Source organism: Amycolatopsis sacchari (assembly GCF_900114035.1).
In the GTDB taxonomy this organism is placed as follows: domain Bacteria; phylum Actinomycetota; class Actinomycetes; order Mycobacteriales; family Pseudonocardiaceae; genus Amycolatopsis_E; species Amycolatopsis_E sacchari.
In genome coordinates this window covers 82330-108446 of the sequence record NZ_FORP01000009.1, presented here as the reverse complement: position 1 = coordinate 108446, position 26117 = coordinate 82330, and the positions used below count along the sequence as shown (strand labels likewise).

25 protein-coding genes are annotated in these 26117 nt (G+C 73.3%); 10 read left to right on the top strand and 15 right to left on the bottom strand.

The features are described 5' to 3' along the window. Nucleotides 1-10 precede the first annotated feature (10 nt). The 3 genes from BMZ92_RS17280 to BMZ92_RS17270 are packed head-to-tail and all read left to right on the top strand — an operon-like array spanning nt 11 to nt 2949. On the top strand, nt 11-751 hold the full coding sequence (locus BMZ92_RS17280) for a three-helix bundle dimerization domain-containing protein (protein WP_091508646.1): 741 nt from the start codon (nt 11-13) through the stop codon (nt 749-751). A 4-nt stretch (nt 752-755) separates the two neighbouring features. Beyond that, nucleotides 756-1418 (top strand): alpha/beta fold hydrolase, encoded by a 663-nt coding sequence (locus tag BMZ92_RS17275; RefSeq protein ID WP_091508643.1) that lies wholly within the window; start codon nt 756-758, stop codon nt 1416-1418. Nucleotides 1419-1470: 52 nt separating this feature from the next. Next, nucleotides 1471-2949: a PI-PLC domain-containing protein gene (locus BMZ92_RS17270; protein ID WP_091508638.1), complete on the top strand. Its 1479-nt coding sequence runs from the start codon at nt 1471-1473 to the stop codon at nt 2947-2949. On the opposite strand, the gene BMZ92_RS17265 is transcribed toward BMZ92_RS17270, so the two are convergent. After that, complete coding sequence (locus BMZ92_RS17265) at nt 2939-3874, bottom strand: MBL fold metallo-hydrolase (protein ID WP_245783104.1); 936 nt, start codon at nt 3872-3874, stop codon at nt 2939-2941. The two genes, BMZ92_RS17270 and BMZ92_RS17265, sit on opposite strands and share 11 nt — an antisense overlap. 83 nt (nt 3875-3957) lie before the next feature. Between BMZ92_RS17265 and BMZ92_RS17260 the strand changes: the two genes are divergently transcribed. Beyond that, nucleotides 3958-4914, top strand: a complete 957-nt coding sequence (locus BMZ92_RS17260) for a LysR family transcriptional regulator (RefSeq protein ID WP_091508633.1) — start codon at nt 3958-3960, stop codon at nt 4912-4914. Here the strand turns inward: BMZ92_RS17260 and BMZ92_RS17255 are convergent. Beyond that, nucleotides 4833-5768 (bottom strand): serine hydrolase, encoded by a 936-nt coding sequence (locus BMZ92_RS17255; protein ID WP_091508631.1) that lies wholly within the window; start codon nt 5766-5768, stop codon nt 4833-4835. The genes BMZ92_RS17260 and BMZ92_RS17255 overlap by 82 nt on opposite strands. 136 nt (nt 5769-5904) lie before the next feature. On the opposite strand from BMZ92_RS17255, the gene BMZ92_RS37410 reads away from it, so the two are divergent. The 3 genes from BMZ92_RS37410 to BMZ92_RS17245 all read left to right on the top strand — a co-directional run bounded on the left by BMZ92_RS37410 (nt 5905) and on the right by BMZ92_RS17245 (nt 7835). Continuing rightward, on the top strand, nt 5905-6075 hold the full coding sequence (locus BMZ92_RS37410; protein ID WP_177228741.1) for a hypothetical protein: 171 nt from the start codon (nt 5905-5907) through the stop codon (nt 6073-6075). Between the two features lie 48 nt (nt 6076-6123). Next, a complete protein-coding gene (locus tag BMZ92_RS17250; RefSeq protein WP_091508629.1) occupies nt 6124-6867 on the top strand; it encodes a histidine phosphatase family protein in 744 nt (247 codons plus the stop codon). Nucleotides 6868-6968: 101 nt separating this feature from the next. Beyond that, complete coding sequence (locus BMZ92_RS17245; RefSeq protein WP_091508899.1) at nt 6969-7835, top strand: NAD(P)H-hydrate dehydratase; 867 nt, start codon at nt 6969-6971, stop codon at nt 7833-7835. A 727-nt stretch (nt 7836-8562) separates the two neighbouring features. Here the strand turns inward: BMZ92_RS17245 and BMZ92_RS17240 are convergent. Next, nucleotides 8563-9069, bottom strand: coding sequence for a universal stress protein (locus BMZ92_RS17240; RefSeq protein WP_091508626.1), 507 nt, complete (start codon nt 9067-9069; stop codon nt 8563-8565). Nucleotides 9070-9263: 194 nt separating this feature from the next. Between BMZ92_RS17240 and BMZ92_RS37405 the strand changes: the two genes are divergently transcribed. Both BMZ92_RS37405 and BMZ92_RS17235 read left to right on the top strand, forming a co-directional pair. Further along, nucleotides 9264-9419 (top strand): hypothetical protein, encoded by a 156-nt coding sequence (locus BMZ92_RS37405; RefSeq protein ID WP_177228740.1) that lies wholly within the window; start codon nt 9264-9266, stop codon nt 9417-9419. A gap of 9 nt (nt 9420-9428) precedes the next feature. Next, the gene (locus BMZ92_RS17235; RefSeq protein WP_091508624.1) at nt 9429-10046 is read left to right on the top strand and encodes a DUF1275 family protein; all 618 of its coding nucleotides are present in this window, start codon (nt 9429-9431) and stop codon (nt 10044-10046) included. Between the two features lie 3 nt (nt 10047-10049). Here BMZ92_RS17235 and BMZ92_RS17230 read toward each other — a convergent pair whose 3' ends face one another. Continuing rightward, on the bottom strand, nt 10050-10913 hold the full coding sequence (locus BMZ92_RS17230) for an SAM-dependent methyltransferase (RefSeq protein WP_245783103.1): 864 nt from the start codon (nt 10911-10913) through the stop codon (nt 10050-10052). A 276-nt stretch (nt 10914-11189) separates the two neighbouring features. Here BMZ92_RS17230 and BMZ92_RS17225 point away from each other — a divergent pair, with 276 nt between their 5' ends. After that, on the top strand, nt 11190-13697 hold the full coding sequence (locus BMZ92_RS17225) for a helix-turn-helix domain-containing protein (protein WP_091508622.1): 2508 nt from the start codon (nt 11190-11192) through the stop codon (nt 13695-13697). Nucleotides 13698-13890: 193 nt separating this feature from the next. Here BMZ92_RS17225 and BMZ92_RS17220 read toward each other — a convergent pair whose 3' ends face one another. From BMZ92_RS17220 to BMZ92_RS17170, 11 genes are all read right to left on the bottom strand, one after another. Continuing rightward, nucleotides 13891-16452 carry a helix-turn-helix domain-containing protein gene (locus BMZ92_RS17220; protein WP_091508620.1) on the bottom strand — a complete coding sequence of 854 codons (2562 nt, stop codon included), beginning with the start codon at nt 16450-16452 and terminating at the stop codon, nt 13891-13893. A gap of 813 nt (nt 16453-17265) precedes the next feature. Beyond that, nucleotides 17266-17781 (bottom strand): YbaB/EbfC family nucleoid-associated protein, encoded by a 516-nt coding sequence (locus BMZ92_RS17215; protein ID WP_091508618.1) that lies wholly within the window; start codon nt 17779-17781, stop codon nt 17266-17268. Then, nucleotides 17778-18104: a type VII secretion target gene (locus BMZ92_RS17210; protein WP_091508616.1), complete on the bottom strand. Its 327-nt coding sequence runs from the start codon at nt 18102-18104 to the stop codon at nt 17778-17780. Before BMZ92_RS17210 ends, BMZ92_RS17215 begins: the two co-directional genes overlap by 4 nt. A gap of 11 nt (nt 18105-18115) precedes the next feature. After that, nucleotides 18116-20008, bottom strand: a complete 1893-nt coding sequence (locus BMZ92_RS37400; protein WP_177228739.1) for a hypothetical protein — start codon at nt 20006-20008, stop codon at nt 18116-18118. 30 nt (nt 20009-20038) lie between these two features. After that, nucleotides 20039-20464, bottom strand: a complete 426-nt coding sequence (locus BMZ92_RS17200) for a hypothetical protein (protein ID WP_425425821.1) — start codon at nt 20462-20464, stop codon at nt 20039-20041. Between the two features lie 19 nt (nt 20465-20483). Further along, complete coding sequence (locus BMZ92_RS17195) at nt 20484-21326, bottom strand: ESX secretion-associated protein EspG (RefSeq protein WP_091508610.1); 843 nt, start codon at nt 21324-21326, stop codon at nt 20484-20486. A 289-nt stretch (nt 21327-21615) separates the two neighbouring features. Next, nucleotides 21616-22386 (bottom strand): MHYT domain-containing protein, encoded by a 771-nt coding sequence (locus BMZ92_RS17190; RefSeq protein ID WP_091508892.1) that lies wholly within the window; start codon nt 22384-22386, stop codon nt 21616-21618. A gap of 22 nt (nt 22387-22408) precedes the next feature. Continuing rightward, nucleotides 22409-22990 (bottom strand): GTP-binding protein, encoded by a 582-nt coding sequence (locus BMZ92_RS17185; RefSeq protein ID WP_091508607.1) that lies wholly within the window; start codon nt 22988-22990, stop codon nt 22409-22411. After that, complete coding sequence (locus tag BMZ92_RS17180) at nt 22971-23333, bottom strand: DUF742 domain-containing protein (protein ID WP_091508605.1); 363 nt, start codon at nt 23331-23333, stop codon at nt 22971-22973. The genes BMZ92_RS17185 and BMZ92_RS17180 overlap by 20 nt, the downstream gene beginning before the upstream one ends. Next, nucleotides 23330-23734 (bottom strand): roadblock/LC7 domain-containing protein, encoded by a 405-nt coding sequence (locus BMZ92_RS17175; protein ID WP_091508602.1) that lies wholly within the window; start codon nt 23732-23734, stop codon nt 23330-23332. Before BMZ92_RS17175 ends, BMZ92_RS17180 begins: the two co-directional genes overlap by 4 nt. Next, nucleotides 23731-26025, bottom strand: a complete 2295-nt coding sequence (locus BMZ92_RS17170) for a sensor histidine kinase (RefSeq protein WP_091508599.1) — start codon at nt 26023-26025, stop codon at nt 23731-23733. Before BMZ92_RS17170 ends, BMZ92_RS17175 begins: the two co-directional genes overlap by 4 nt. Nucleotides 26026-26117: the final 92 nt, after the last annotated feature.

Here is a 26117-nt window from a genome sequence, read left to right as displayed (position 1 = left end):
TGGGGCGGTGATGATCTCGACGGCCGACCCGTTCGTCGACGAGCAGATCCGGCGGCTGGAGGACCGCCTGCGGCAGGAGCAGGACGTCCCGCCGCAGGTGCTGCACGGCTGGGTCGAGGACGCGCGCGAGCGGTTCGCCGACGCGCGCGTGACGTCGTTCGTGCCGATCCTCGTCGAGCGCGCGGTGCGGGCGCAGCTGAAGTCCGGTTCGGTGGCGGGCGCCCGTGCCACGGCGAAACGCCTGCTGGCGGGCGAACTGCCGCGCCGCTGGCGGCACACGCGGGGCGTCGCGGGCCGGGCGGAGGAGGTCGCCCGCCTGCTGCCGCGGGACGAGGGCCAGGTGCTGGTCGCGTCGGCCTGGCTGCACGACGTGGGGTACGCCGCCGAGGTCACGGTCACCGGGTTCCACCAGCTCGACGGCGCCCGCTACCTCGCGCGGCACGGCGTGCCGCGGCGGGTGTGCGCGCTGGTCGCCCACCACGCGGGTGCGGCGGGGGTCGCGGAGCTGAACGGGCTCGCCGGGGAGCTGGGCGAGTTCGAGGACGAGCGGACCCTGGTGCGGGACGCGCTGTGGTACTGCGACATGACGACCAGCCCGGACGGGGCGCGGGTGTCCTTCGACGAGCGCATGGCGGAGCTGCGCGCGCGGCGCGGCGACTCCGACCCGGTGGTGCGGGCGCTCGCGCTCAACGGTGACGAGCGGGCGGCGGCAGTCCGCCGCGTCGAGGACTTCCTGCGGCGGAACGGGTAACGGAGTGTCTACTGTGGACTACGTGCTGGTGCACGGGGCGTGGCACGGCGGCTGGTGCTGGGAGCGGGTGGCCGCGCCGCTACGGGAGCGGGGGCACCGCGTGCACACGCCGACGCTGAGCACCGGTGATCCGGGAATCGGGCTGCGCACGCACGTCGACGAGGTCGCCGCGCTGCTGGCGGGTCTGGACGACGTGGTGCTCGTCGGGCACAGCTACTCGGGTTTCGTGGTCCGCGAGGCGGCCGACCGGATGCCGGAGCGCGTCCGGCGGATCGTGCTCGTCGACGCGTGGTACGGCCGCGACGGCGACTCCATGGACAGTCGCGCGCCCGAGTGGTTCGTCGAGTGGGTCGATTCGCTCACCGCGGACGGCATGATCGCCACGCCTCCGGCGTCGACGGTCGGGGTGCGGGAACCAGCCGACGTCGCCTGGCTGGAGGAGAACCTCCGTCCCCAGCCCCGCCGCACGTTCAGCGAACCGACGCGGCTCACCGGTGCCGTCGAGGACGTGCCGTGCCACGCCGTGTTGTGCGTGCCCAACAAGCGGCTGCCCTTCGCGAAGTGGGCGGCCGAATTCGGCTGGCCCAGCACGGAACTGCGCACCGGGCACGACGCCATGGTGACCGCGCCCGGGCAGCTCGCGGAAATCCTGCTGGCGCAGGCCTGAACTTCCGCCGAAATCCGGTCCGCGGCGGTGTTCCGGCTGCCACGCTGCCGGGGTGAGCCTGAAGACCGCACTGGCCGCCGGACTGCTGGCGGCGTCCGTCCTCGCCGCCCCGCCCGCCTCGGCCGACGTCCCGTTCGCGTCCGCGGTGTTCCGCGCGACGCACAACAGCTACTCCGGGAACGTCGACGGCGCCAAGGGATCCATCACCGCCCAGCTCGACTCCGGGGTGCGCTTCGTCGAGTTCGACATCCACGACAACGACTACGGCACGTCGCACGACTACGCGGTCGGCCACGACTCGCCCGGGAACCTGGTGGACCACAACGGAAACCCCGCGTCCAACGCCCTGCGCGACTGGCTGCGCGTGGTCGACAGCTGGTCGGACGCACACCCGTCCCACGCGCCGATCGTCGTCATGCTGGACCTGAAGGACGACCTGACGGACAACCCGTCGTACGCCGCGGGCAATCTCGCCGCGGTGAACCAGGAACTCACCGACGTGTTCGGTGCCGGCCTCGCCACACCGGCGCAGTACCCGTCGCTGCCGTCCGTCGATTCGTTGCGCGGACGCGTGTTGCCGCTGTTGTCCGGCAACGGCACGACCCGTGCCGCGTACCGCCGCGACACGGGGGCCAGCCCGGCGATCGCCGTCAACGGCAAGGGCCAGGTCGTCGAGGTGCACGACTCCGGCAGCGGCACGCTCTGGTACTGGACCGGGACCTACGGCGGGGCCAGCCCGGCGATCGCCGTCAACGGCAAGGGCCAGGTCGTCGAGGTGCACGACTCCGGCAGCGGCACGCTCTGGTACTGGACCGGGACCTACGGCGCGGACGGCCGGATCACCTGGCTGCGGCACGGGAAGTACGACACCGGCAAGACCCCCGCGGTCGCCTTGGCCGACAACGGTGACCTCGTCGAGGTGCACCAGTCCCAGACCGCGACGACGCTGTGGTCCCACGTCGGCAAGCTGGGCGCGGACGGCGAGATCACGTGGGGGCCGAGCAAACAGTACGACAACGGCGTGCTGCCGACCGTGGCGTTCACCGGCAGCGGCACGGTCCGGGAGGTCCACCAGAGCCAGAGCGGCACCCAGAACTGGCAGTGGACGGGGACGCTCAGCGGTTCGTCGGTCACGTGGAGCGGCAACGCGAAGACGGCAGACCCGCGCTACGACAAGACGACCAGCCGCGGCGTGGTGGTCTGGACCGGTGCGGACGGTGCCACCCCGGCCCAGACCCTGCGGTACTCCACGCCTTCGGTCGGTGGCGCGCGGATCCAGTACCCGCAGGTCGCCTTCGACGAGTACCAGGACGGCGACAGCGCGGAACTCCGGCAGGGCGCGGTGTTCTACGCCGCCCCGGCCACGCACTCGTCGTTCATCACCGACGCGCGGCGGGCGGGGTACGTCGTGCGGGGCTGGGACTTCGACTCCGCGAGCCTCGCGACCGATCGCCTCGCCAACTACCCGGCGACCAACCACCCGCGGGACTCCTGGTACCTGTCGCTCACCGCGAACGCCGTCACAGGCTGAACGTCCGCAGGTGGTCGACCACGACGAACCGGCTCGACGGGCTGCCCTGCTCGACGGCCTCGCGCAGGCCGTCGAGCCCGCCCCAGTCCCGGGCCGGTTCGCCGAGCGGGTAGTCGAAGTCGTCCCAGTGCGTCGGGAGGACGTAGCGCGGGAACCCCAGCGTGCGCAGCAGGCGTGCCGCGTAGTCGGCGATCGAGCCGCCGCCCGCGGGCAGGAGCACGACGTCGGGGCGCAACCCGGCCAGCTCCGACTCGACGTAGTTCGAACCGCCGAAATCCAGCACGCGCACGCCGTTCGCCTCGACCTGGTACGCCAGCGTGCCGCCCTCGACGAGGTGCTGGATCTCCGTCGGCACCGGCGGTTTCTCCAGGCCGAAGTTCGGCCTGGTACCGGGAAAAGCGACCTTCGCCCGTGCCCCGCTCGCGGAGTGCAGCGAGCGCAGCACCCGGATCCGGTAGGTGCCGAAGGTCAGGTACTCGCCGCCGGTGACCAGTGAGAGCTGGTCCTCGGGCGCGCCCAGCGCGGCCATCAGGTTCAGGTGCGTCTCGGTGCCGAGCACGGTCGCGCCGGTTTTCCGCGCCAGGTAGGGCACGTCGGTGAGGTGGTCGTAGTGCCCGTGGGTGACCAGGATGTGGTCCGCGCGCAGCTCACCGGAGTCGACGTAGCGGTCGATCAGCGCGGTGTCCACCGACAGCGGGGTGCGGGGATCGGCACCCGCCGGGGTGTAGGTGCCGGTGGGGAAGCGGGTGAGCCACGGGTCGATCAGCACGGTTTTCTCGCCCGGCACCCGGATTTCCCAGCTGTTGTTGCCCCACCAGCGCAGCGTCACGCCCGCGGGCGCGGCAGCGGCCGCGGCGGGGAGGGCGCCGCCGAGCACCGCGGCGGCCGCGCTCGCACCGAGCATTCTTCGTCGGGTCACTGTCATGGGCGCAGCTGAGCACACCGCGTCCGCCCGTGTCCAAGACCGCGCCTCCCGTCGAGCGATACCGGTTCCGATATCGTCCCAGCGTGGAACCCCTGCGTCAGCTGCGGTACTTCGTCGCCGTGGCCGAGGAACTGCACTTCGGCCGCGCCGCCGAACGGCTCGGCATCGCGCAGCCGCCGCTGAGCCAGCGCATCCGCAAGCTCGAACAGGACCTGGGCGCGCGGCTGTTCGACCGCGACAGCAGGCGCGTCGAGCTGACCGAGGCGGGGCAGGTGCTGCTCGGCGAGGCACGGGAACTGCTGGCCCGCTGGGAGCGGCTGGTCACGCTCGTCGGCAAGGCCGGCCGGGGCGAGCTGGACGCGTTGCGCGTGGGCGTGCCGCCGGAGGTGCCGGGCCGCGTGCTCGCCGCGATCCTGTCCGCGTTCGCGCAGGCGCACCCCGACGTGCGGCTGGACCTGCTGGAGCTGACCACGGCCGAACAGCTGCGGCTGCTCGCCGACCGGCAGCTCGACGCGGGACTGCTGCAGCACCCGGTCGACGCGATCGGGCTCGAACTGGGTCCCGTCGTGGAAACCCCGCTGGGTGTCGTGCTCCCGCGCGACTCGCCGCTGGCCGCGCGCGCGGAGCTCACGCTCGCGGACCTCGCCGGACACGGCCTGGTGATCTTCCCCCGCGCCGCCGCGCCCGGGCTCTACGACACGATCCTGCGGACGTGCTGGGAGCACGGGTTCCGCCCGGCGGGCACGCGGCACGCCCGCAGCCCCGAGTTCGTGCTGGGGCTCGTGCTGGCGGGACACGGAGTGGCGTTCGACGAGGGAACGGTGGCGCGTAAGGAACCCCGCGTCGTTTGGCGGCCGTTGCCGCCGGGCGCGCTGAGTCGCCGCATGTCGCTCGCCTGGCCCTCGGCCGCGCCCCACCCCGCGGTGCGCGTGCTGGCGGAGCTGGTGGTGGAAATCGTTCAGGGGGACGGGATCTCGACGCTCGCGTCGCCGGGGGAACCGCCGCGACGGCCGTGGAGCGTGGTGTTCGGGCAGTCGTGAGCCAGGTCCTCGACGGCCTGCCGCGCGGCCTCGCCGATCGCCCGGTCCACGTGCGGGAGGCGGCCGGTGAGGACCTCCGCGCGGGTGCACACGGCCACCGCGTACCGGGGGCCACCCGGGTAGGAGACGACGCCGATTTCGTTGCGCAGCGCGGGTAAGGACCCCGTCTTGCCCCACACCGCGACCTCGGGCGGGAAGGCGGCGGTGAGGCGGTGCCAGTTGAGCTGCCTGCTCATCAGGTCCCGCACCCAGGCGCACGCCTCCGGCGGCCCGGCCCGGTCGTCGGCGATGAGGGCGAGGAGCCGGGTGAGGTCGCGCGGGGTGCTGGCGTTGGTCGCCGAGGGGTCGAGCGCGCGGGTGCGGAACACCTCCTCGGGGCCCAGCGCGGGGAACCTGCGCGCGAAGTCCGCGGCGTCGCGGGCTCCGATGTCCTCGGCCATGCTGGTCACGACATCCCTTGGCGCGCCGGTGATCCGGGTGTCCGCCAGCCCCAGTTCGCGCACCAGCGAGCGCACGTTGTCCAGGCCGACGCGGTCGAACAGCAGGTCGGCGGCGGTGTTGTCGCTCAACGTCAGCGCGAACAGCGCGGCGTCCCGCAGGCTCAGCTCGACGTCGTCGGCGCAGCCGGCGATCGCGGCACCACCCAGGCGGGTGGGTGCGGTCGCGCGGACGCGGTCGGCCGGGTCGAGCTGGCCCGCCGCGACCTGGCGCGCGAACTCCAGCACCAGCGGGACCTTGACGACCGACGCCAGCACGACCGGTTCGTCCGCGTCCAGCCCGGTTTCGGCGCCGCAGTCCAGGCAGCGGACGTGCGCCCAGGCCTGGACCCCGGCTGTGTCGAAGATCTCCCGCACACCGTCGAGGATAACCGTCCACAGTGGACTGGGCGGGTTCGGGCCGTTTTCACCCGCTCCGGCGAGTCGCCTTGCCGTGCTCGAACGTCTGTTCTATGGTTGGACGCAGGGAGAGTCGCAAGCAGGGGAGTCCACCATGGCTTACAAGATCAAGCACCGGTCGCGCGCGCAGGAGGTCCGCTTTCCGACGCAGGCGGCCGCGGAGCAGTACGCGGCCCAGTTCGCGGGCGGCCTGCGGAACTGGACGGTCGTCGAGGCGGGGCGGGGTGCGCAGGAGGCCGCCCCGCGGGACGAGCAGGGCCGCTAGCGGGGGCGCCGTTTTTACGATCTCCGCGCCCTGGGTAGTCCTGCTGCCGTGAGCACGCGGATGGCATGGGTGGGGTTGCTCCGCCACGGGCAGAGCACGGGCAACGTCGCACGCGAGGAGGCGGAGTCCGACGGGCGCGAGGTGATCGACATCGCCGAGCGTGACGCCGACGTGCCGCTCACGCCCCTGGGCGAGGAACAGGCCGAGGCGGCGGGGGAGTGGCTCGCACGCAGCCCGGTGGATCTCGTCGTCGCGTCGCCGTACAGGCGGGCCGCGGAGACGGCGCGGATAGCGCTTGCCGCCGCCCGCCAGCAAGGCGCGCCAGTGCCCAGGGAGCCGGTGATCGACGAGCGGTTGCGGGATCGGGAGCTGGGTGTGCTCGACCTGCTGACCACGCGGGGGGTGCGGGAGCGCTGGCCCGATGAGCTGCGCCGGAAGCAGCGGCTGGGCAAGTTCTACTACCGGCCGCCGGGCGGCGAGTCGTGGGCGGACGTAGTGCTGCGGGTGCGGCCGTTGCTGCGTGAGCTGCACGCGGACGCGGCGGGCAAGCGGGTGTTGTTCGTGGCGCACGAGATGACGGTGTTCACGCTGCGGTACCTGCTCGAAGGCGTGCCGGAGCCGGAGTTGCTGCGCGCCGCGTCGCGGACGGAGGTGGCGAACGGGTCGATCACGGGCTGGAGCGCGGAGCCCGATGGCCGGTACCGGCTGACCGAGGAGCAGGAGACGGTCCACCTGCACGCCACCGCAACGGAGCCAACAGAGGACGACGATGCCGCAGCATCCCTCACCTGATCCGGCTTCGGTTGCGTCGTCGCGGTGGGCGGTGGCGCCCGTCGGGTATGGCCTTGTCGACAAGCAGACGCGCCACCGCGACGGAGCCGATGGAGGAGCCGATGCCGCAGCGCCCCTCACCTGAACCAACCCCGGTCACGCCGGCGCTGCTCCGGGACTGGCCGGTGCCCACGGACGACCGGGGCACGGTGTTCGTGCTCGGCGGCGCGCGGACGGTGCCGGGCGCGGTGCTGCTGACCGGAACGGCGGCGCTGCGGGCGGGCGCGGGCACGCTGCAACTGGGCGCGAGCGAACGGCATGCGACGGCGCTCGGGGTGGCCGTGCCGGAGTCTTCGGTGATCGGCCTGCCGGAGACGGAAAACGGCGCGGTGTCGCGAGACGCGGCCGAGGCACTCGCCGACGTGCTGCCGAACGCGAGGGCCGTGGTGATCGGCCCCGGGCTGACGGACGTGGACGAGACGTTCGCGTTGCTGGAACGGGTCCTGTCGCTGGTGGCCGAAGACGCGAAGCTGGTGCTGGACGCCTACGCGCTCGGTGCGCTGAGCCGGAAGCCGGAACTGGTGCGGCCGTGGGCGGGTCGGGTGGTGCTGTCGCCGAACAGCAAGGAGGCGGCGTACCTCCTCGACCGGGACGAGGTGCCCGATTTCGCCGACGCGGCAGCGGAAATCGCGGACCGCTACCAGGCGGTGGTCACGCTGATGGGCGCGATCGCCACTCCCGACGGGGAACGCTGGTTCGACGGAGGCGGCCACATCCACCTGGCCACCTCCGGCAGCGGCGACGTACTGGCAGGCCTGATCGGCGGTTTCCTGGCCCGCTCGGCAACCCCAGCGCAAGCAACCTGCTGGGCGACGCACGTCCACGCACTGGCGGGCCAACGCCTCATCCCGCGCACCGGGGTGACGGGCCTGCTGGCAAGAGACCTCGTCGCGGAAGTCGGCACGGTGATTTCCGAACTGGCACAGTAGATCCCGGCCGCCAGCGTCGGCAGCTGTGCTCGCCCCGGCCCCGTCCCCGGTCTCGCCACGGTGGCCGTCGCCTGTCTGCCCAAGCACCTCGAACCCGCACACCGCCCGGAATCGCCCCGGTCGCCACCCCGCGTCCGGCCCAGCGCTCGCCCTGCATCAACACATTCCGGCCCGGCACGACGGCCTTCGACCGCCCAAGTGGCGCCGTCCCACCGGCATCCCAAGCGCCGCCTGGATTCTCGCGCCGCAGCCGTCCCACACCACCGCGCTCCTGCTGCGATCCGAGGCGCCCACGGCCCCGGCACGGCCCCGATCCACCGGCATCACCGCGCGACCCCGCCCCGCAGCCGTCCTGAACCGTCGCCCCCGGCTCGATGGCCTTGGGCCGTGTGGCCAATCGCCCCCACAGCCGTCCCGAACCGTCGCCCCCGGCTCGAGGCTTCCCTAGCAACCGCCCGCCGCCCCGACCCACCCCGCCTCCGCAGCCGTCCCGACTCGCCCCCGCCCCGTCCCCGGCGCGATGGCCTCGGGCCTCCCGGCACTCCGGCCTTGGGGCTCAAGCACCCCGCCCCCGGCTCGCTGGCCTTCGGCCACGGGGCCCAACCAGCCCCCAGCCGCCCCGACCCCTCGCGCGCCCGCAGCCGTCCCCAACCGCACGCCCCGGCGCAATGCCCCCCGGCGCGATCGCCAACCGCCCCGCCCCAAACCGGCCCCGAACCGCCGGGAATCAGGGCACCACGGTCACCGGCCAGAGGCCCGCCTTCACCAGGCGCGTCGCGACCGAGCCGACCAGTCGGTGGCCCGCGCTCTCCGATGCGCCGACCACCACGAGGTCCGCCTGCCGGTCCGTGGCCACCCGGCGGATTTCCGTGTAGGCGTCCCCGCGGCGGACCTCCAGCGTGACCGGGATCCGCGCCTCCGCCGCGAGCCGCTCCAGCGGGGCGCGTAGTTCGGTGATCAGCTCGTCGTGCGCCTGTTGCTGCGCGGCCGCGAGGAGGCTCGGCGACATCCCGGTCCACACCGACGGCGCCACCACGTAGACCACGACCAGCCGCGACCGCTGCCGCCGCGCGAGACCGGCCGCGTACGCACCCGCCCGCATCGCGGTCGCCGAACCGTCGACACCCACCAGGATCAGCTGCGGACCATCCGTCCCCCGCTCGAACGGCCCCCGCGCCCACGCGGGCCCGTACTCCTCGACGAGCGGGAGGGATCCGGTGTCGTCGGTGCTCACCCCGCCATTATCACCGGTGCACCCTCGCCCCTCCGCCCCGGCGTGCTCGAACCCACTCACCCCCCCGCAGCGGACGAAAACGCGCGCCTTTCCCCGCGGTGGCACCGAACCGGAAACCGGAAACTCCTCCCGCCGCCCGCACTAGCGGGGTGACGCTGGTGCCGGAAAACCCGTTCCCCGCAAGGAGTAGTCCCATGATGATCGTCTGTTCGCTGTCCCGGTTGGTGCGGCTGGCCTGCTGGATCGTCGCCGCGTGTCTCATCGCCGGCGTGTCGCTCGCCCACGACGCGGATCCCACCCCGCGGCCCGCGCCCACCAGCGCGGCAGGCACGGCACAAGAACACGGTTAGGGTGGGCCGGTGGTCAAAGCGGAGGTGGTGGTGGCGACCGCGCTCGCGGCGTGTGCCGGGGCGGTGGACCTGTTCGCGCTCTCGGAACTCGGTGGTGCGTTCGCGAGCGTCGTGACGGGCAACCTCGTCAACACCGGCTTCGGGTTCGGCACAGCCGACGTCGCCCGCATCGTCCCGTCCGTGACGGCCGTTGCCGCGTTCGGCGTGGGTGTGCTCGCCTGGACGATGGTGTGGCGGCGCGGACTGCTCGGGCCGCTGTGCGCGGAACTGGTGCTGCTGCTGGGAGTTCTGGCCTGGTGGGTCGCGACGGGCGCGGCCCCTGGCCACGCGGGCTCACTGGTCCTGCTCGCGCTCGCGGCCATCGCGATGGGCGGGCAGAGCATCGCCGCACTGCGGCTCGGCGCCGCGACCACCTACCTCACCGGCGCGCTCACCAACGCCCTGCACGACCTGGTGAGCGGCCGGGCCGGAAGCCGGCGCGCGGCGGTCCGGCAGCTGCTGGCGCTGGTACTGGGCGCGCTGGCGGCCGCGGGCCTGCGGACGCTGTCCAGAACGGCGCTGCCCGCACTCCCGGTGGCACTCCTGCTGGTCGCGATCGTCGCGGCCACGCGCCGGCGGGTCAGCTGAGCGTCAGGGCTTGCGCCCGACACCGACCCAGATCACGGACTCCTCGGGCGTGCTGAACTCCAGCTCGGGCGAGTTCGGGCTGCTCTCCTCCGGGTGCCACAGCGGCGTCCACGTCATGCCGGGCTCCACGAGCTCGAAATCGCCCAGCAGGTCCCGGATCTCGGACTGCTTGCGCCACACCACGGGGTTCGACGACGCGTCGTACATCGCCTTGAGCTCGACCAGCTTGTCCGCCAGCTCGTCCGGCACACCCTCGTCGGTCACCTGCGAAATCACCAGGTACGAACCGGACGGCATCAGCTCCCGGTACCGCGCGACGCACTGCGGCCCGATGTCGGTGCCGTCGTGCCCCGGCTGCTGGACGTGCAGCACCGCCACGAGCAACACGGCCACCGGCTGCTCGAAGTCGATCACCCCGGTCTCGGCGACGCGCTCCCACAGCCCGTCCGGGTCCCGCATGTCGGCCTGCACCACGGCGTGCCGCTTCGGATCGCCGTGCTTTTCCAGCAGGTACCGCGAATGCGCGACGGCGACCGGTTCGTTGTCGATGTAGACCACCCGCGAGTCCGGCGACACCTCGTCCGCGACCTGGTGCGTGTTCCCCATCGTCGGGATGCCCGAGCCGATGTCGATGAACTGCCGCACGCCGAGGCGCATCAGGTGCCGCACCGCGCGGTGCAGGTACAGCCGGTTCGAGATCGCCACCGACCGCAGCACCGGGAAGCCGGCCAGGACCTTGTCACCGAAGGCGCGGTCGATCGCCCAGTTGGCGTCACCACCGAGCAGGTAGTCGTACACCCGGGCCACGCTCGGATGCTCCAGGTCCACACCTTCGGGCGGGAAGGCGTCGGGTCCCCGTTGGCTCACCGCGGTGTTCCTTTCTCGCTTTGGGCCATCGTAGCGCCGCCCCACCATCACGGTCGGTGACACCCGGTACCCGTCGGCGCTGTCCACAGTGGAGGGAAACGGGCGTTGCCTACTATGAGTAGATCGAGCGCGACCGGAGCTGAACGGAAGGGCACTGTTCGGTGTGCGTTCGGGCAGTATTTCGCCGGATTTCCGGGCTGACCAGCGAAATGGCTTGCGAAAACCAGTTGACATACCGTTCCGTCAGCACGGTCGGGAAGGGGACGGCACCGGGACATGGCTCGCGATCGGCTACGGGGACGGCGCACCGAGCTCGCCGCGTTGCGGGCTGCCGTGCGCGGTGACCGCGGCCGGCTCGTAGTCGTGCGCGGCGCCGCCGGCACCGGCAAGACCGCGCTCCTGCGTGCCGCTGCCGCCGCCTGGCAGGCCGACGGCGCGCGCGTCATCCGGCTGCCGCCCGCCGACGGTGCCAATCCCGTGCGGCTGCTGGTGGACGCCGTGCGTGCCGAGTTCGAGCAGGTCGGGGACGCGGTCGTGGCCGAACGGATCGCCACGCTCACCCGCCGGTGCGAAACCGGTCCCTGCCCCACCGCCTTCCCCGCGCTCACCGCGATCTTCGACCGCATCGGCCGCACCGGGCCGACGGTCCTGGTCGCCGACGACGCCGACGCGCCCGCGGCCGTCCTGGGGGCCGCGCGCCGGCCCGGCTGCCTCGTCGTGGCCGCGTGCCGGGACGCGCCCGAGCTGCTCGCCGCCGCCGACGAGGTCCTCGAGCTGGGACCGTTGCCGGAAGCGGATCTGGCGCCCCTGCTGGCCCGCGCCGCCGGCGGACTGCTCGACGAAGCGGTGCCGCAGGCGCTCGCCGCCGCACTGGGCCCCCTCGCGGGCAACCCGAGCGCGGCGATCGCCACTGTCGCGGAACTGCGCCGCCGCGGCAGGCTCGTCCGCGTCGGCGACCGGCTGTGCCTGGCCGATCCGGTCCGCCCGATCGCGCTGCCCCCTGGCCACGACCTGCCCGCCCGCGCCGGCGAGGCGGGCCTGCGGCTGCTCGCCGTGGTCTCCGCGCTCGGCTCCCTGCGGATCGACGACCTGCCCGTGCTGGCGGAGGTGCTGGGCGAACGGCTCGACCCGTGCGGCCGGCTGGTGGACCGCCTCGTCGAGGCGGGCATGCTGACCGCGGCCCCGGACGGTTCCCTCAGCTGCGAGCCGCCCGCGCTCGCCGCGGCGGCGGTCGAGCAGGTGCCCGTGCACGCCGAGTGCGCCGAGTTCACCCGCCGCCTGCTGGCCGGAAACCGCACGCGCGTGCTCGCCGAGTACGCCAGCCGCGCCCGCCCGCCGCTCGATCCCGGCGAGGTTTCCTGGCTCGTCGCGGAAGCCGACGCGATCGCGGCACGCGAACCCGAGCGAGCGGTGCGCTGGTACGCGGCGGCCTTGGAACAGCCGGGTGCGGCGGCCGCGCAACCCGCCGCGCTGGCGGAGTTCCTGCGCCTCGTCGTGGCCACCGGGCGCTACGAGCTGCTGCCCGACCTGGACGCGGCCGCGCTGCCCGCCGAACTGCGCCACGACCTGCTGGTGGCCCAGCTGCTGGCCGTCGCGCACCTGGGCAGCCTGCCCCCCAACGCGAAGCGGTGGTGGTTCGCCGCCGTCGCGCGCATCGGGGAGCGGCTGCCGCCGGTCCGGCAGCTGCGGGCACAGCCCGTGCTCTCGCCCGGCGAGCTGACCCTGCTCGGGCACGCGCTGCTCGGCGACCGGGACGGCTGCGCCAGGACAGCCGCGCGGCTGCGCCGCCGGATCGCGCCCGAGACGCTCGACGCGCTCGCCGAAGCGGGCAACTTCGCCGACCTCGCCACGGTGCTGGAACTGTTGCTGGGCCCGCGGTACCGGGTGCCGTCCCACGGCCCGGTCGCCGTGTACCAGCGGCTGCTCGCGCAGTACCGCGCCGGGGACTGGACGTCCGCGTTGTCGGCGGCCCGGGAACTGGCCGCGGGCAACGAAACCGACAGCGCCGGCCACCAGATCGCCCACCTCATCGCCGCCGAGATCTGCACGGCTCGCGGGCAGCTCACCGCCGCACGCCGCTGGCTGGACCCGGTGCCGGAAGGCGGTGCGCTGGAGGCGATGCGGGTGTGGGGCGAGGTGGGACTGCTGCTGCACCTCGGCGAGTACCGGGAGGCGGTGGGGATCGTCCAGCGGCTGCTGGACCGGCTCGCCGGGCGCAGCCGGTACGGTCTGGACCAGTTGCTGCGCCGTGCGCTCGTGCTCGCCCACCGGGCGGGGGACACCGCTGCGGCGCAACGGTTCCTGGCCGAGCTGGAACGCCAGCCGCGCAGTCTCGCCGTCCTGCAGGGACGCGCGTTCGCGCACCGCGACCCGGTGCTCGCCGCCGAGGCCGCCGACCTCGCCCGCGCCCGCGGCGACGTGCCGGACCAGCTCGTCGCGCTCCTGGTGGCGGCCGAGATCGCCGAGGACCCGGAACCGGTGCTGCGGGAGGCGCACGAACTGGTCGACCGGTGCGGCGCGGTCGGGCTCCGGCGGATCTTCCAGCGGCCCGGGCTGTCCGCACCACAGCCACGGGCGGCGCGGACCGAGCTGTCCGAGACGGAGCTGCGGATCATCGAACTGCTGCGTGAGGGCTACACGAACCGGCGTGTCGCGTCGCTGCTCGGCGTCACGGTCAAGACCGTGGAGAACCACCTGACCAGGCTGTTCGCCCGCACCGGCTGCCGCTCGCGGGTCGAGCTGGTCGCCGCCAGCCTGCAGGGCCGGTTCGGTCCGGCTGCCTGATCAACCCGGTGAGGGAAAACCCGCCGGAAGCGGAAAGAAGTTTCCCGCTCCCGTTCGCCACGCCCTCCGCCCGGCAGGCTCGACCCGTCGGAACAGCACGGAAGGGGGTCCGGCACATGGTGCCGAGGCATGGCGAACTGGTCATCGGACCGGGCCTGCACATCTTCATCGACTGAGGTGGCCGCACCCGGGTTCAGCCCGGGTGCGCCCCGGTGAGCAGGGCGGCGGCGAGTTCGACCCGCGACCGGTAGCCGGTGCGGGCGAACAGCCGCGTCAGCCTCCCCTCCACGCTCTTCTCCGTGGTCTGCAGCACCGTCGCGAGCTCGCGGTTCGTGAGTCCCTCCGCGACCAGCACGGCCAGCAGCCGCTCGTTCTCCGCGACGGTGGCGGCGCGGCCCGGCACCGGCACGTCCCGTTCCCGCATCAGGTTCCGGACGTGCGCGCGGGGCACGAGCGCGTCGAGCGAAGCCAGCAGCTCGTACGCCTCCGACAGCAGTTTCGGGTCGCCGAGATCTTGGCGCACGACGGCGATGCACGTGGTCGCGAGCTCGTGCGGTTCGTTCCGTTCCCGCGCCAGGCCGAGCGCCTCGTCCGCCGCGGCCTGGTCGTGCTCGACGACCATCAGGCCCCTCAGGTGGAGCAACCGGGCCCGGCCGGTCCCGGTCCGGTCGGCGATGCGGCGGATCTCCTCCACACACCGGCGCGCCTCGGCCAGGTCGCCGCGGGAGAACTCGATCTTCGCGCGCCGCAGCCACAGCTCGTCGCACCCGAGCACCACGCCCTGCTGCCGCGCGCGGTCGAGCGCACCGGTCATCAGCTCGTGCGCCAGCTCCCCGTTGCCGAGCCCGTACTCCAGCTCCGCGCGCGCCAGGTCGAGCAGGTGGGTCAGCAGCGGCTGCGCGGTGCGGGCCCGGTCGAGGACGGTCCTGGCCCGCCCGAACTGCCCCCTCGCGGCGAGGATGCGGGCGATTTCCCGTGCCAGCACGGTGTTTCCCGGCGGGTACCCGTCGGCGGCGCCGTCCGCGGTGGTGAACCGCGCGAACCGCAGCGCGTCGTCCCACCGGCCGGACACCGCGGCGTAGAGCGCGCGGTCGGCCGGGGCGACCAGGTCCGTGGGCAGCTCCAGCATCAGCGCCCTCGCCCTGTCGAGCTCGCCGAACACCAGCAGCATCCTGACGCGGGCCAGGATCTGCTCGATCCGGTGCCGTTCGTCGGTCCGCAGCAGGGACCGCAGCACGGGGTCCGCCAGCGACCGCTCGAAGTCGTCGAGCCTGCCGCGCAGGGCGGCGGCCCCGATGCCGAACACGAGCGCGTAGGCGACGGTCGACGGGTTGCTGTCCGCCCACTCCTCGCGCCGGTTCGCGAGGAGTTCGTCGGCTTCACGCCAGCGGTCGAGCAGGGCCAGCGCGGCGGCGCGGTTCACCAGCCGCACGGCGGCGTTGCCGGGGAGCGCGGACTCGCCGTCGGCGAGCGCCCGCAGCGCGGCGGTGTCGCCGGTGCCGAGCAGTGAGACCACGTGCACGATCCCCAGCTCCTGCTGGAGGTCCGGCGGCAGCGGGCGGGCCAGTCCGGCGCGGGTGTTGGCGAGCGCCGATTCGAACCGGCGGTGCACGCCTCCCGCCGCGGCGGCGAGGAACAGCGCTTCGGTGGGATCGGCCAGCCGCTCCGCCGCGACGGCCAGCCGTCGTTCGGCGAGGTACCCGAACTCGATGAGCGTTGCGCGGCCCGCTTCGAGCAGCTCGCGTCCGCTGCGTTCCGGATCGACGAGCCCGCCCGCGTCGATGAGCCGTTCGGGCAGGTAGTGCTCGTCCGACGGCTGGGCCTCACCCGACCACACAGCGGTGACCGCGAGCTGGGCGAGCCGCCGTCGTTCGAACGGGTTGAGGCAGGACAGGAGCAGCTCGGCCGTCAGCGGCAGCCGGAACCGGAGGTCCGCGGGGCGCAGCACGCCTTCGGCCCGCAACGCGCGGATGCCCTCGTGCACCTCGGCGACGTCCACGCCGAGCGCTTCGGCCGCGAGCCGTGGGGCGATCTCGCCGAGCGGGTGCAGCACCGCCAGCACCTTCGCGATCGGCCACAGCGGCTCGCCGAGCGCCCGCAGCTCCGGCACGTCCCCGGTCGGCGGCTGGTCGGGCGGGGCGAGGAAGGCGTACCGGTCGACGACGCGCAGCGAACCGGCCCGGCGGTAGCCCTCGACGGCCGCGTGCAGCGCGCCGGGCGTGCCGCGCGTGAGGCGGTGGAACGCCGCCGTGAGGTCGGCGGCGGGTTCGGCCTGCAGGAGCTCGGTGAGCAGCGCCGCGGTGCCGGCGCGGTCGAGCGGCCGGAGCGTGACGACCTCGGCGAGCCGGTCGGCCCGCAGGCGGGTGAAGGCGGTGCGCAGCGGGGCCGGCGCGGGCAGGCGGCACGTGCACACCAGGCGGGCGGGGGTGCCGCGCAGGGCGGTGAGCACCACGGCGAGTGATTCGGCGTCGAGCCACTGCACGTCGTCGAGGAACACGCGCGGGCCGGTCGCGAACAGGCGCCGCAGGTCAGGTGGGGTGGCGGGGTGCAGCAGGCTCAGTTCCTGCACGAGGCGTGCGGCGGCGAAACCGGGGCGCTGCTGCTCGGACCGGGTGAAGCGCAGCGAGACGGTGGGTTCGGTGGAACGCGCGCGGGCACGGGTGAGGAGCGTGGTGCGGCCGGAACCGGGGCCGCCCGCGAGGACGACGACGGGTGCCTTCGCCGCGAGAACTCGGGCGAGGAGAGCAGACGTCACGCGGACAGTATGTCCGATCACCCCTGCGTACCGGCGCGTTCACCCGTTCTCGGGACCGAAGGTGACGACCGGTGAGCACGATTAGTCCGATCGGATTTGCATAACTCAGCCGGGTTCTGTGGCATTCCGCATCTGCAAGAGGAAGAAGGCATATCCTCCGGTCCCCGCCGATCCACGTCCCCCGACGGATGAAGAGCCGGCCTTTCCCTGCGGAAGGGCCGGCTCTTCCTCGTGGGGCGGGGTTCGGTGGTGGGGAGGTCCTGATTGGACGGTGGTTGGGGTGGGGGTCTAGACCAGGGGCCCGGCCACTGCAGGGGGAGCGGGGCGGGACGCCGTCTCGGCCCACGGCTGGACGGCCAAGCTGCTCCGCTGGAGGGGCGGACCGAGCTGCCCGTTGCGCGGGCGAACCCTCTGTCGCGGGGCCGAGCTGCCCTGCCGCGGGGCCGAGCTGCCCGTCGCGGGGCCGAGCTGCCCTGCCGCGGGGCCGAGCTGCCCGTCGCGGGGCCGAAGGGCCTTGCCGCGGGGCCGAACCGCCCCGCCGCGTGGCCGAGCCACCCACCGCAGCCGAGCCACCCAGCCCGGGCTTGAACCGCCCTGCCGCCGGGTCGAGCCGCCCCGCCGCCGGGCCGAACAGGCGGTCGCGGCCGAGCCGCCCGCCGCGGCCGAGCCTTCTCACCGGGGGGGCCAAACCGCCCCAGTCGCACAGTCGAACCGCCTGCGGCGAACCCCCAGCCCCGCCGCAGCGCCAAACCGCCTCCGGCGCCCGGCCACGCCGCCAGGAGCCCTACCGACCCGCCTACCCCACCGGGCGCATCACCACGGGTTGTTGTCCTCGTCGTCCGGCTCCGGGGCCGGGGGGCGGCGGGACGACGGGCGGGACTCCCCAGCCTCCGCCTCCGCCTCGGCCTCGACGTCCTCGTCCTCCTCGGCGTCCGGGTCCGGGAAGCGGCTGCGCAGGTTGTCGACGACCAGGGAGCGGGTCTGCGGGTCCTCGTCCCCGACCTCCTCGGCCATCACCTCCGCCACGCGCTCCGCGATCCCCGCCTGCGCGCGCCGCATGGTGGTCAGGATCTGCGACGACAGCTCCTCCAGCGGCATGCTGCGCGCCCGCCCGGTCAGCTCCAGATCCGTCACACTGCCGTCCGCGCGCACGGTCACCTTCACCGAACCATCGGTGTTCGCCGACGTCAGCCGGATCTCCTCGGTCCGCTCCTGCGCCGCCCGGTACCGCTCCGCCTTCCGCGCGAAACCCTGCGCCCACGCGTCGATCCGCGCGGCCGCCTCGTCCGGGTCCCGCATCAGGTCGCCGAGCCCGTTGGGCGCCGTCATTCGGCCACCGCCACGTCGGCGCGCAGCTGCGCCTCGAACGGCGCCGCGTTGCTGCGGTCCTGCTCCTCGTACCCGTCGGCCGCGGCGCGGACGTTGTCCGCCGTGTTGCCCATGCCCTCGACAGCGGCACGCAGCGCGTCCGTCGCGTCGTCCTGCGTGGTCTTGTTGATGATCGGCGGCAGGAAAGCGCACAGCAGCCCGTAGGCCGAATCGTCCATGACCACGGTGTTCGCCGCGTCCACGGCGGTGTTCAGCCGGTCGACCAGCGCGTCCACGTGGCTCGCGTGGGTGCGCAGCTCGTCCGGGTCGACATCGAAAGACATGTTCGCCCCCGCTAGTTCTTCTTGCTCGGCTTGTTCTTCTTCCAGTCACCGATGACCGGAGGGGCGACCACCTGGCCCGCCTCGAACAACTCGGGATCGCCCTCGATGTAGTCGGCGACCTTGTGCTCCTTGTCCTCTTCCCCCTTGCCCCTGCCGCCGTGCGGCATCCCCGCACCCGGGGCACCCGCACGGCCCGCGGCGCCCGCGGCACCGGCCGCACCACGCCCCGCGGCGGCTTCCTCCGCCGCGGCCGCGGCACCCGAAGCCGCCCCGGGCCCCAGCCGGTTCGCGGCCCCGCCGGCACCACTCGCGCCACCGCCACCGATGCCGCCGATGCCCTTGCCGCCACCGCCACCGCCACCGATCCCGCCGAGCCCCTTGCCCGCCGCCCCTTCGGTCCCGCCGATGCCGCCGATGCCCTTGAGGCCGCTGCCACCGGCGCCCGTGCCACCGAACGAGTCGAGGTCGCCGAGCGAGCCGCTGAACGCGGGACCGCCGCCCAGCCGGCTGGAGATGCTGTCCCCGTTGACCCCGCCGGTGTAGCCGATCGTCGGTATCCGGCCGGTCCCGCTCGACCCGCCCGATCCGCCGGACGTGCCGCTGAGGTCCGTCCCGGTCACCGACGAGGGCAGGGTGCTCTCGGGGATGTGCGGCGGCGAGTAGGAGGACCCGCCACCGCCGTACGTGGTGGTGCCGCCGGGGTAGTCCCCCGTGGACAACGGCGGGATCCCGGCGCCGGTACCCGAACCACCGCCGTACGTGCCGGAGCCGCCGCCGTAAGTGCTGCCAGGCAGGTTCGGCACGCCCGCACCGGAGCCGGAACCGGAACCCGAGCCGCCGGGCTGCCCGTTGCCGGACCAGTCACCAGCGCCGGAGCCGGAAGTGCCGGACGCACCGTCGCCGGACAGGGAGGCGGCGGGCAGCTGGGCGGGGTCGAACGCCCCGCCGGTCGAGGCGGAGCCAGCGGGGACGCGCTGGCCCGCGACCGCGTTGTCCGGGGATGCCGTGCCGTGCACGCTCTTGCTGAACACGGGGTGATCAGGCTCCGCCACCCCGCGCGGCAGCGAGGCCGTGGTGGCGGAGCCGCCGCCGAGCTTGGGCGGCGGCGGGAAGGCCGGGGTGGTGGTGGCGCCCGCGACGGTGTCGTCGTACTGCGCCATGATCCGCGCCGCCTGCTGGCGCGCTGCCTCCTGCTGCTGCAGCACCTGCTGGTCGGCCTGGGCCTGCTGCGCATAGGCGATCGGGTCGGTGATCGTCTGCAGCCGCGCGTTGGCGGCCTGCACGTCGAACTGCACGGGCGGGTTGGCCGCCATCTGCTTCTGCGCCTCGTTGAGCGCCTGCGAGTGGATCTCCTGCTGGCGCCCGGTGAGCGTGGCGCCCTGCGCGGTCAGGCCCAGCCACTTGCCGACCGACGTGAGGTGCGTGCGCGCGGCGTCCCCGCCGGAGCCCTGCCAGTCGGACAGGCTGTCGTTGATCGCGTCGGCGAGGTTCCGCTGGTGCTCGGTGAGCTCGTTGCCCAGCCGCACCCACTCCTCGGAGGTCACCGCGACGGCGGCGGAGTCGGCGTTCTCGGTCAGCGCGGCGATCATCTGCTCGTGGTTCGCGTTCTCCCACAACGTGCTGGGCGCGGTGCCCTTCTGCCGGATCTCCAGCCCCGCGTCGAGCCCGTCCCTGGCCTTGGCGATCTGCTGCTCGTAGCGCCGCTGGATCTCCTCGTCACGCCGGAGCGGGGTGACGACGTCGCCCAGCCAGCCTTTGGCGATCTCGTCGTCGACCTCGCGGGTCACCTCGGCGCGGATCTCGTCGCCCGACGACACCCCTTCCCCGATCGGCCCCAGGTAGTAGGGCGATTCGGGGTCCTCGGTGACGTCGTGGAAGAAGCCGCCCACTCCGGTCTGGGCCACGATGGTTCTCCTCCGTGTCGTGCTCGGGCGTCAGGCCTCGACGCGCATCCGGGAAAGCGTGTTCCCGGTCTCGCCGTCCTGCGACTGGTAGTTCGCCTTGGCGAGCTTGATCGCTTCGATGTAGGCGGGCAGCTCGGCCTTCGCCTGCTGGAGCTGGGTGAGCAGGCCGCGCTCGTCGGTCGCGGTGCGGACCATGAGGTCCGAGACCCAGCGCGAGGTCGCGGTGGTGCTCATCGGCGGCGCCTGCTGGAACTGCTCGAGCGCGCTCCAGCGGGCCTCCAGCGAGTCGATGATGTCCTGCAGTGCCTGGATCATCCGGTCGCCGGTGTGCTCGTCGACCGCGAAGCCGCCCTCCTTGGCCAGCTGCTTCAGCTCGACGCCGCTGAGCATCCGCTGCATGGTGGGCAGCACCAGCTCCCCCTGCTCCTGCTCGATCGGTGCCGTTTCCTCGCTCATCCCTGGTGCCTCCCCGATCTCAGTAGACGGCGGAAATCATCGTGCGGACGGTCTGCGCGACGTCGGTGAACCCCGCTGGAACGTACCGGGCGGTGATCGTTCCCGTCGCGTCGGTACTGGTCTGCACCAGGTAGCGCCCCTCCTCGGTGTCCAGCCAGGTGACCGGTTCCACGGTCCGGCGCTCGCCGTGGCGGCCCCGGCCCGCCGCGGTGAAGTACCCGCCGCCGAGCCGCGGCCCGGCGAAGATCTCCTGGAGGCGCTCCTCGTCGGCGGTGGGCGGTGGCGCCACCGCGCCACGCGGCCGTACGACGGTGTTCACCTGGAGGTTGCCGAACGCCTTGGTCTCCTCCTCGTCGAACTCCTCCTCGGCCTGCCGCCGCGCGGCCACCGCCGAGAGCGGGCGCTCGTCGCGGCGGGAGACCGACAGCGGGCCGGTCGGCGCGGGGCCGGCCTCCGGCAGCGCGCCGGCGATCGCCGGCACCAGCTCCTCGTCGGGCAGCAGCGAGAACCACAGGCGGTCGTCGCCGTCGTCCTGGCCGATCGTCAGCGCCTGCGCCCCGTCGGTGACGGCGAAGACGGCGAGCTGGCCGTAGCGGACGTCGCTGCCGCTCGCGGTCACGACGACGCGGTGGTCACGCAGCAGCTCGAAGGCGAGCCGCACCTGCCGGTTGAGCTCGCCGCGCACGGACAGGCGCCGGTCCTCGAGGTCGAAGTAGACCTGGCGCGCCAGCTTGGCGAAGCGGACGGGATCGACCGTCGTGTTGCTGATGCGCAGCGGGAAAACGCGCACGTCGGCACCGACCGCACGGCCGACCACGACCGCCTCCACGCTGCCGAGCGTGAAGTCGAACCGAGACACCATCGACGCTCGTGTCACCTTTCGCAGAAGCCGAAAACAACTGGACAGAACCGCCGGCCCCCCGCATGGTGAACCGTTGACGGCGAGTTTCGCCTGTTCGTTCTTCAGTCTCCGCGCCGCGACGCCCGCTGTCGAGCACCTGACCGGCGGGAGACGGTGATCACAGCTCGTCGTCGGGCAGCGTTCACCGACGATGGGACGGGACCCGGCTGGAGCCGGTTCACCCGGTGGGCCGGAAGTGCCTCAACGGACACGCTTTCCGGGTACGTCGGGCAGTCTTCGCAGGTGCCGGTCAGACCGGCTGGCCGACCTTCGGTGGCGCGGGACGGCGCGAACCGGGCGCCGGCGCCATGAGCACGGCGCAGATCGGCACCGCGAGCACCAGCGCCGCCAGCACGAACACCGGGAACAGGAACGAGAACACCTCGACGCCGGACGGGTCCGGCGCGGACATGTCCAGGTGCACCCGCATCGCGGCCATGCCGGTGTAGTGCATCCCCGTCACGGCCACGCCCGCGACGAGCCCCGCGGCGAGCCGGTGCAGCGGCTTGTCGACGGCGACGGTGAACCACAGCGCCGCCGTCGCCGCGACGACCGCGATGACCACGGACAGCACCACCAGCCACGCGTCGTAGCTGATCGTGCCCTTGATCTCCAGCGCCCACATGCCCGAGTAGTGCATGAGGTTCACGGCCAGGCCGGTGAGCACCCCGCCCACGATCAGCCGCCACCACGCGAACCGCGGCCGCACCCCGAACACCAGCAGCCCGGCGAACACGGAGACCACCGCGAGCACCGCGGACAGCACCGTGCGGAACAGGTCGTAGCGCACCGGCATGCCGGGGGTGGCGAACCCGAGCATGGCGACGAAGTGCATGAGCCAGATGCCGACTCCACCGATGGACAGGGACGCCAGCGCCAGCCAGGCCATCCGGGCGCGCGTGTCGAGCGCGTACCGGGCGTGCAGCGTGCACGCCAGGCCGATCGTGCAGCCCACCACCGACGTGAGGTAGGCGAGGAACAACAGCCAGTCGCCCATGACGAAGTAGTGCACGTGGCCCATGTCCATTGTGGATCCTCCGGGATCAGGTCGCCGCGGTGAGCCTGGTCATCGCGTGTTCGGTGGCCGTGATCAGCGCCTGTTTCGTCGAGTCGGCCGAGCGGGCGTCGCAGGTGATCACGGGGACGCCGGGGCCGACGGCGAGCGCGTCGCGGACGTCCTCCAGCGAGTGCCTGCGCAGGCCGTCGAACTCGTTGACCGCCACGATGAACGGCAGCCCGCGCGACTCGAAGAAGTCGATCGCGGGGAAGCTGTCCGCCAGCCGCCGGGTGTCCACGAGCACCACCGCGCCGATGGCGCCGCGCACGAGGTCGTCCCACATGAACCAGAACCGGTGCTGGCCCGGCGTGCCGAACAGGTACAGCACGAGGTCGTCGGCGAGGGTGATCCGGCCGAAGTCCATGGCGACGGTGGTGGTGGCCTTCTCCGGCACGGCGGTCAGCTCGTCGATGCCCGCCGACGCGGCGGTCATCACCGCCTCGGTGCGCAGGGGCACGATCTCCGACAGTGCCCCGACGAACGTGGTCTTGCCCGCGCCGAAGCCGCCGGCGACGATGATCTTCGCGGAGGTGATGCCCTGCGCGCGGTCAGAGTGTGCGTAGTCCACTGAGGACCCTTTCCAGCAGGTCGTGTCGCTCGTCCCAGGTTGCGTGCTCGGACAGAGTGTCCCGCACGATGACCCAGCCCGACGCGAGCAGGTCGGCAACGAGCACCCGGACCACCTGCAGGGGCACGGACATGTACGCCGCGATCTCGGCCATCGACCGAGGTTGCAGGCACAGCTGGGTCACCACCGACAGCGGGCTGGCCCGGTTGAACGGCACCGACTGACCCTCCGGAGTGGTCTGGACCAACGCCTCGATGGCCAGTTCGACCGCGGGCCGGGTGCGGCCCTCGGTCCAGGCGTACGGCCGGGCCAGCGACGGCCCCGGCCTGCCCTGATCACTCACGGTCCGGCCTGCCGCAACGGTGTGTCGACCATCTTGCCCACCCGGTCGACGAGCAGCGTCATCTCGTACCCGACGAGCCCGATGTCGCAGCCGGGGCTGGCCAGCACCACCAGGTTGGAGCCGTCCCCGACGCTCATGAGCAGCAGGAACCCCTCCTCCATCTCGATCACCGACTGCACGACGCGGCCCGCGGTGAACAGCTCGGCGGTGCCCAGCGCGAGGCTGGAGAGCCCGGACGCGATCGCCGACAGCTGGTCGGCCCGGTCGCGGGGCAGGCTCTGCGAGGCCGCCACGAGCAGCCCGTCGGCGGAGACGAGCGCGGCGTGGGCGACGCCGGCGACCTCCTCGGTGAACGCGGAGACCAGCCAGCCGGTGGACGGTGCGGTGGGTGAGTGGGTCACGATCTCTCCTCGTTCGCGGTGCGCAGGCGCGCCGCCCGCAATCCGTTGTAGTGCCTGGACAGGTTGTTCCGGACGGCGGCGGGGTCGCGGAAGTCCGCGGGTTTCGCCGCGCCGCCGCGGCGGGGTTGCGCGGCGCCGGGGGCGAGCTGCGCGCCGGGTCTGCGGGTGGGCAGGCCGGCGGGGCTGAGCACGGCCGTCGCGGGTTGCTGGACGGCGCGTTCCGCCGCGCGGCGGGCCTCGTCGCTGGGGGTGACCCAGTTGCGGGCCGCCGGTGCCTGTTCGGCCTGGTCGTCGGGGGTGTGCTCGCTGAACCAGTTCGACACGACCCGCTCGAAGATCGGCGTGCGGGCGGGCGGCTGCGGGGGAGGGGGCGGCGGCGCGGAATAGGAGTGGCCGTTGACCGCGGCGACGGCGACGGGGGTCCTCGCCGGCGTGCCGTCGGCGATGATCAGCTCGCCCGGCAGGTGCACGCTCGCGGTGACGCCGGTGCGCCCCGCGACGGTCATCGTGGGCCGCAGCCGGACGGTCACGCCGTGCCGCGCGGCGAGCCGTCCCACCACGAACAGGCCCATCCGCCTGGCCGTCTCGGGGCTCACCGTGTCGCTGGCCCCGAGCCGCTGGTTCGCCGCGTCGAGGTCCTCCGGCGTCATGCCCAGCCCGTTGTCCACGACCTCGACGAGCAGACCGCCGTCGCTGCCGCGGTCCGCGGTCAGGTACACCTTCTCCTCGGGCGGGGAGAACCGCGTCGCGTTCTCCAGCAGCTCGGCCAGGATGTGCACGACGTCGGCGGCCGCCTCCGACCGCACGGCGCCGTTGGGCACGTTGACGAGCGAGACCCGGCGGTAGTCCTTGACCTCGGAAGTGGCGCCGCGCAACAGTTCCACCATCGACACCGGCCCGGTGTCCCGGCGGGCCGGCGTACCGCCCGCGAGGACCTGCAGGTTCTCGCCGTTGCGGCGCAGGCGCGTGGCGAGGTGGTCGAGCCGGAACAGCTCGTCGAGCCGCTGCGGGTCCCGTTCCTGGGACTCCAGGCCTTCCAGCACCGTCAGCTGCAGCTCCACCATCGACTGGCTGCGCCGCGCGAGCGTCATGAACATCTCGCTGACCTGCTTGCGCAGCTCCGCCTGCTCACCGGCGAGCCGGACCGCCTGGCGGTGCATGTCGTCGAAGGCGTGCGCCAGCTGGCCGATCTCCTCGCCGGTCTTGATGCCCACCGGCTCGACCGACTGCCACGACACCTCCTCGCCGCGGTGCACCCGCTCGATCGTCTCGGGCAGCTGCTCGTGCGCGGCCGACAGCGCCGCCGCGTGCAGCCGCCGCATCGGCGACAGCAGCGAACGCGCCATCAGCAGTGCCACGGCGAGCGCGGCGAGCAGCGCACCCATCACGAGCGCGGCGTCCCGCAGCGCGGCGGAGCGGCTGTCCTCGGTCTGCGTGGTGATCGTGTCGGTGAGGATGGCGAAGGTCTCGGTGACCAGGTCGCCCAGCCCGGCGCTCTCGGTCGCGATCGGCAGCAGCAGCCCGCTCAGCTCGGCCCGCCGTTCGGTCGCGAGCGACGACTGCAGCAGCGCGCGGCGGTCGGTGGCCGACGTCGTCGCGGCCGTGAACCGGCTCAGCTGGGCCGGGTTGAGCGTCCGCTGGACCTGCCCGCGGATGACCGACTCCTCGGCCGACGCCTGCGCCGCGGCCGCGAGCACCGCCTGGTCGGCCGAGCCGGGCCGGATCGAGCGCAGCAGCGCCTCCTGCACCGCGAGCGTCGTGCGCAGCTGGACCAGCGCGCGGGCGGTGTCGGCGGTGCCGTTGAGGTCGGTGTTGCCCGCGCCCTCGATGATCGACGGCACGATGTCGGCGAGCGCGTAGACGATGTCGCGGTACCCGGCGGTGGTGCCCACCGGGTCGCCACCCGCGTTCGCCGTGCGCAGGCCCGACAGCCTGCCGAGCGCCGTGTTGAGCGCGCGGCCGGTTTCGGCCGGCAGGTGCGCGAAGTCGGCGTCGCGCTGGACGGCGGTGACCTTCGAGTCGACCGCGTCGATCTCGGCGGTCGGGGTGGTGCCGGGGCTGGCGGCGGCGGTGGCCACCATCTCCTGGTCCACCAGGTCGCCGAGGTCGGCGACGCCCTGCACGACCGGCAGCTGGTCGCGGACCGCGGACAGCCTGCTGGCCTGGTCCAGCTCGCCCTGGATGCGCGTGCCGGCGAGCGTCAACGCGACGACGACCGGCAGCAGCAGGACGACGGAGATCTTGGTCCGGAGACTCCAGCCACCCGGTGGCCAGGCCGCGGTTCGTTCCATATTCGGTGCCGCTCGATTCGAAAGAGTGCCCTCAGGTGCAGCGAAGCGCGTAGGAGACAACCGCACCGGGCCGATCTTGTCAAGTGTTCAAA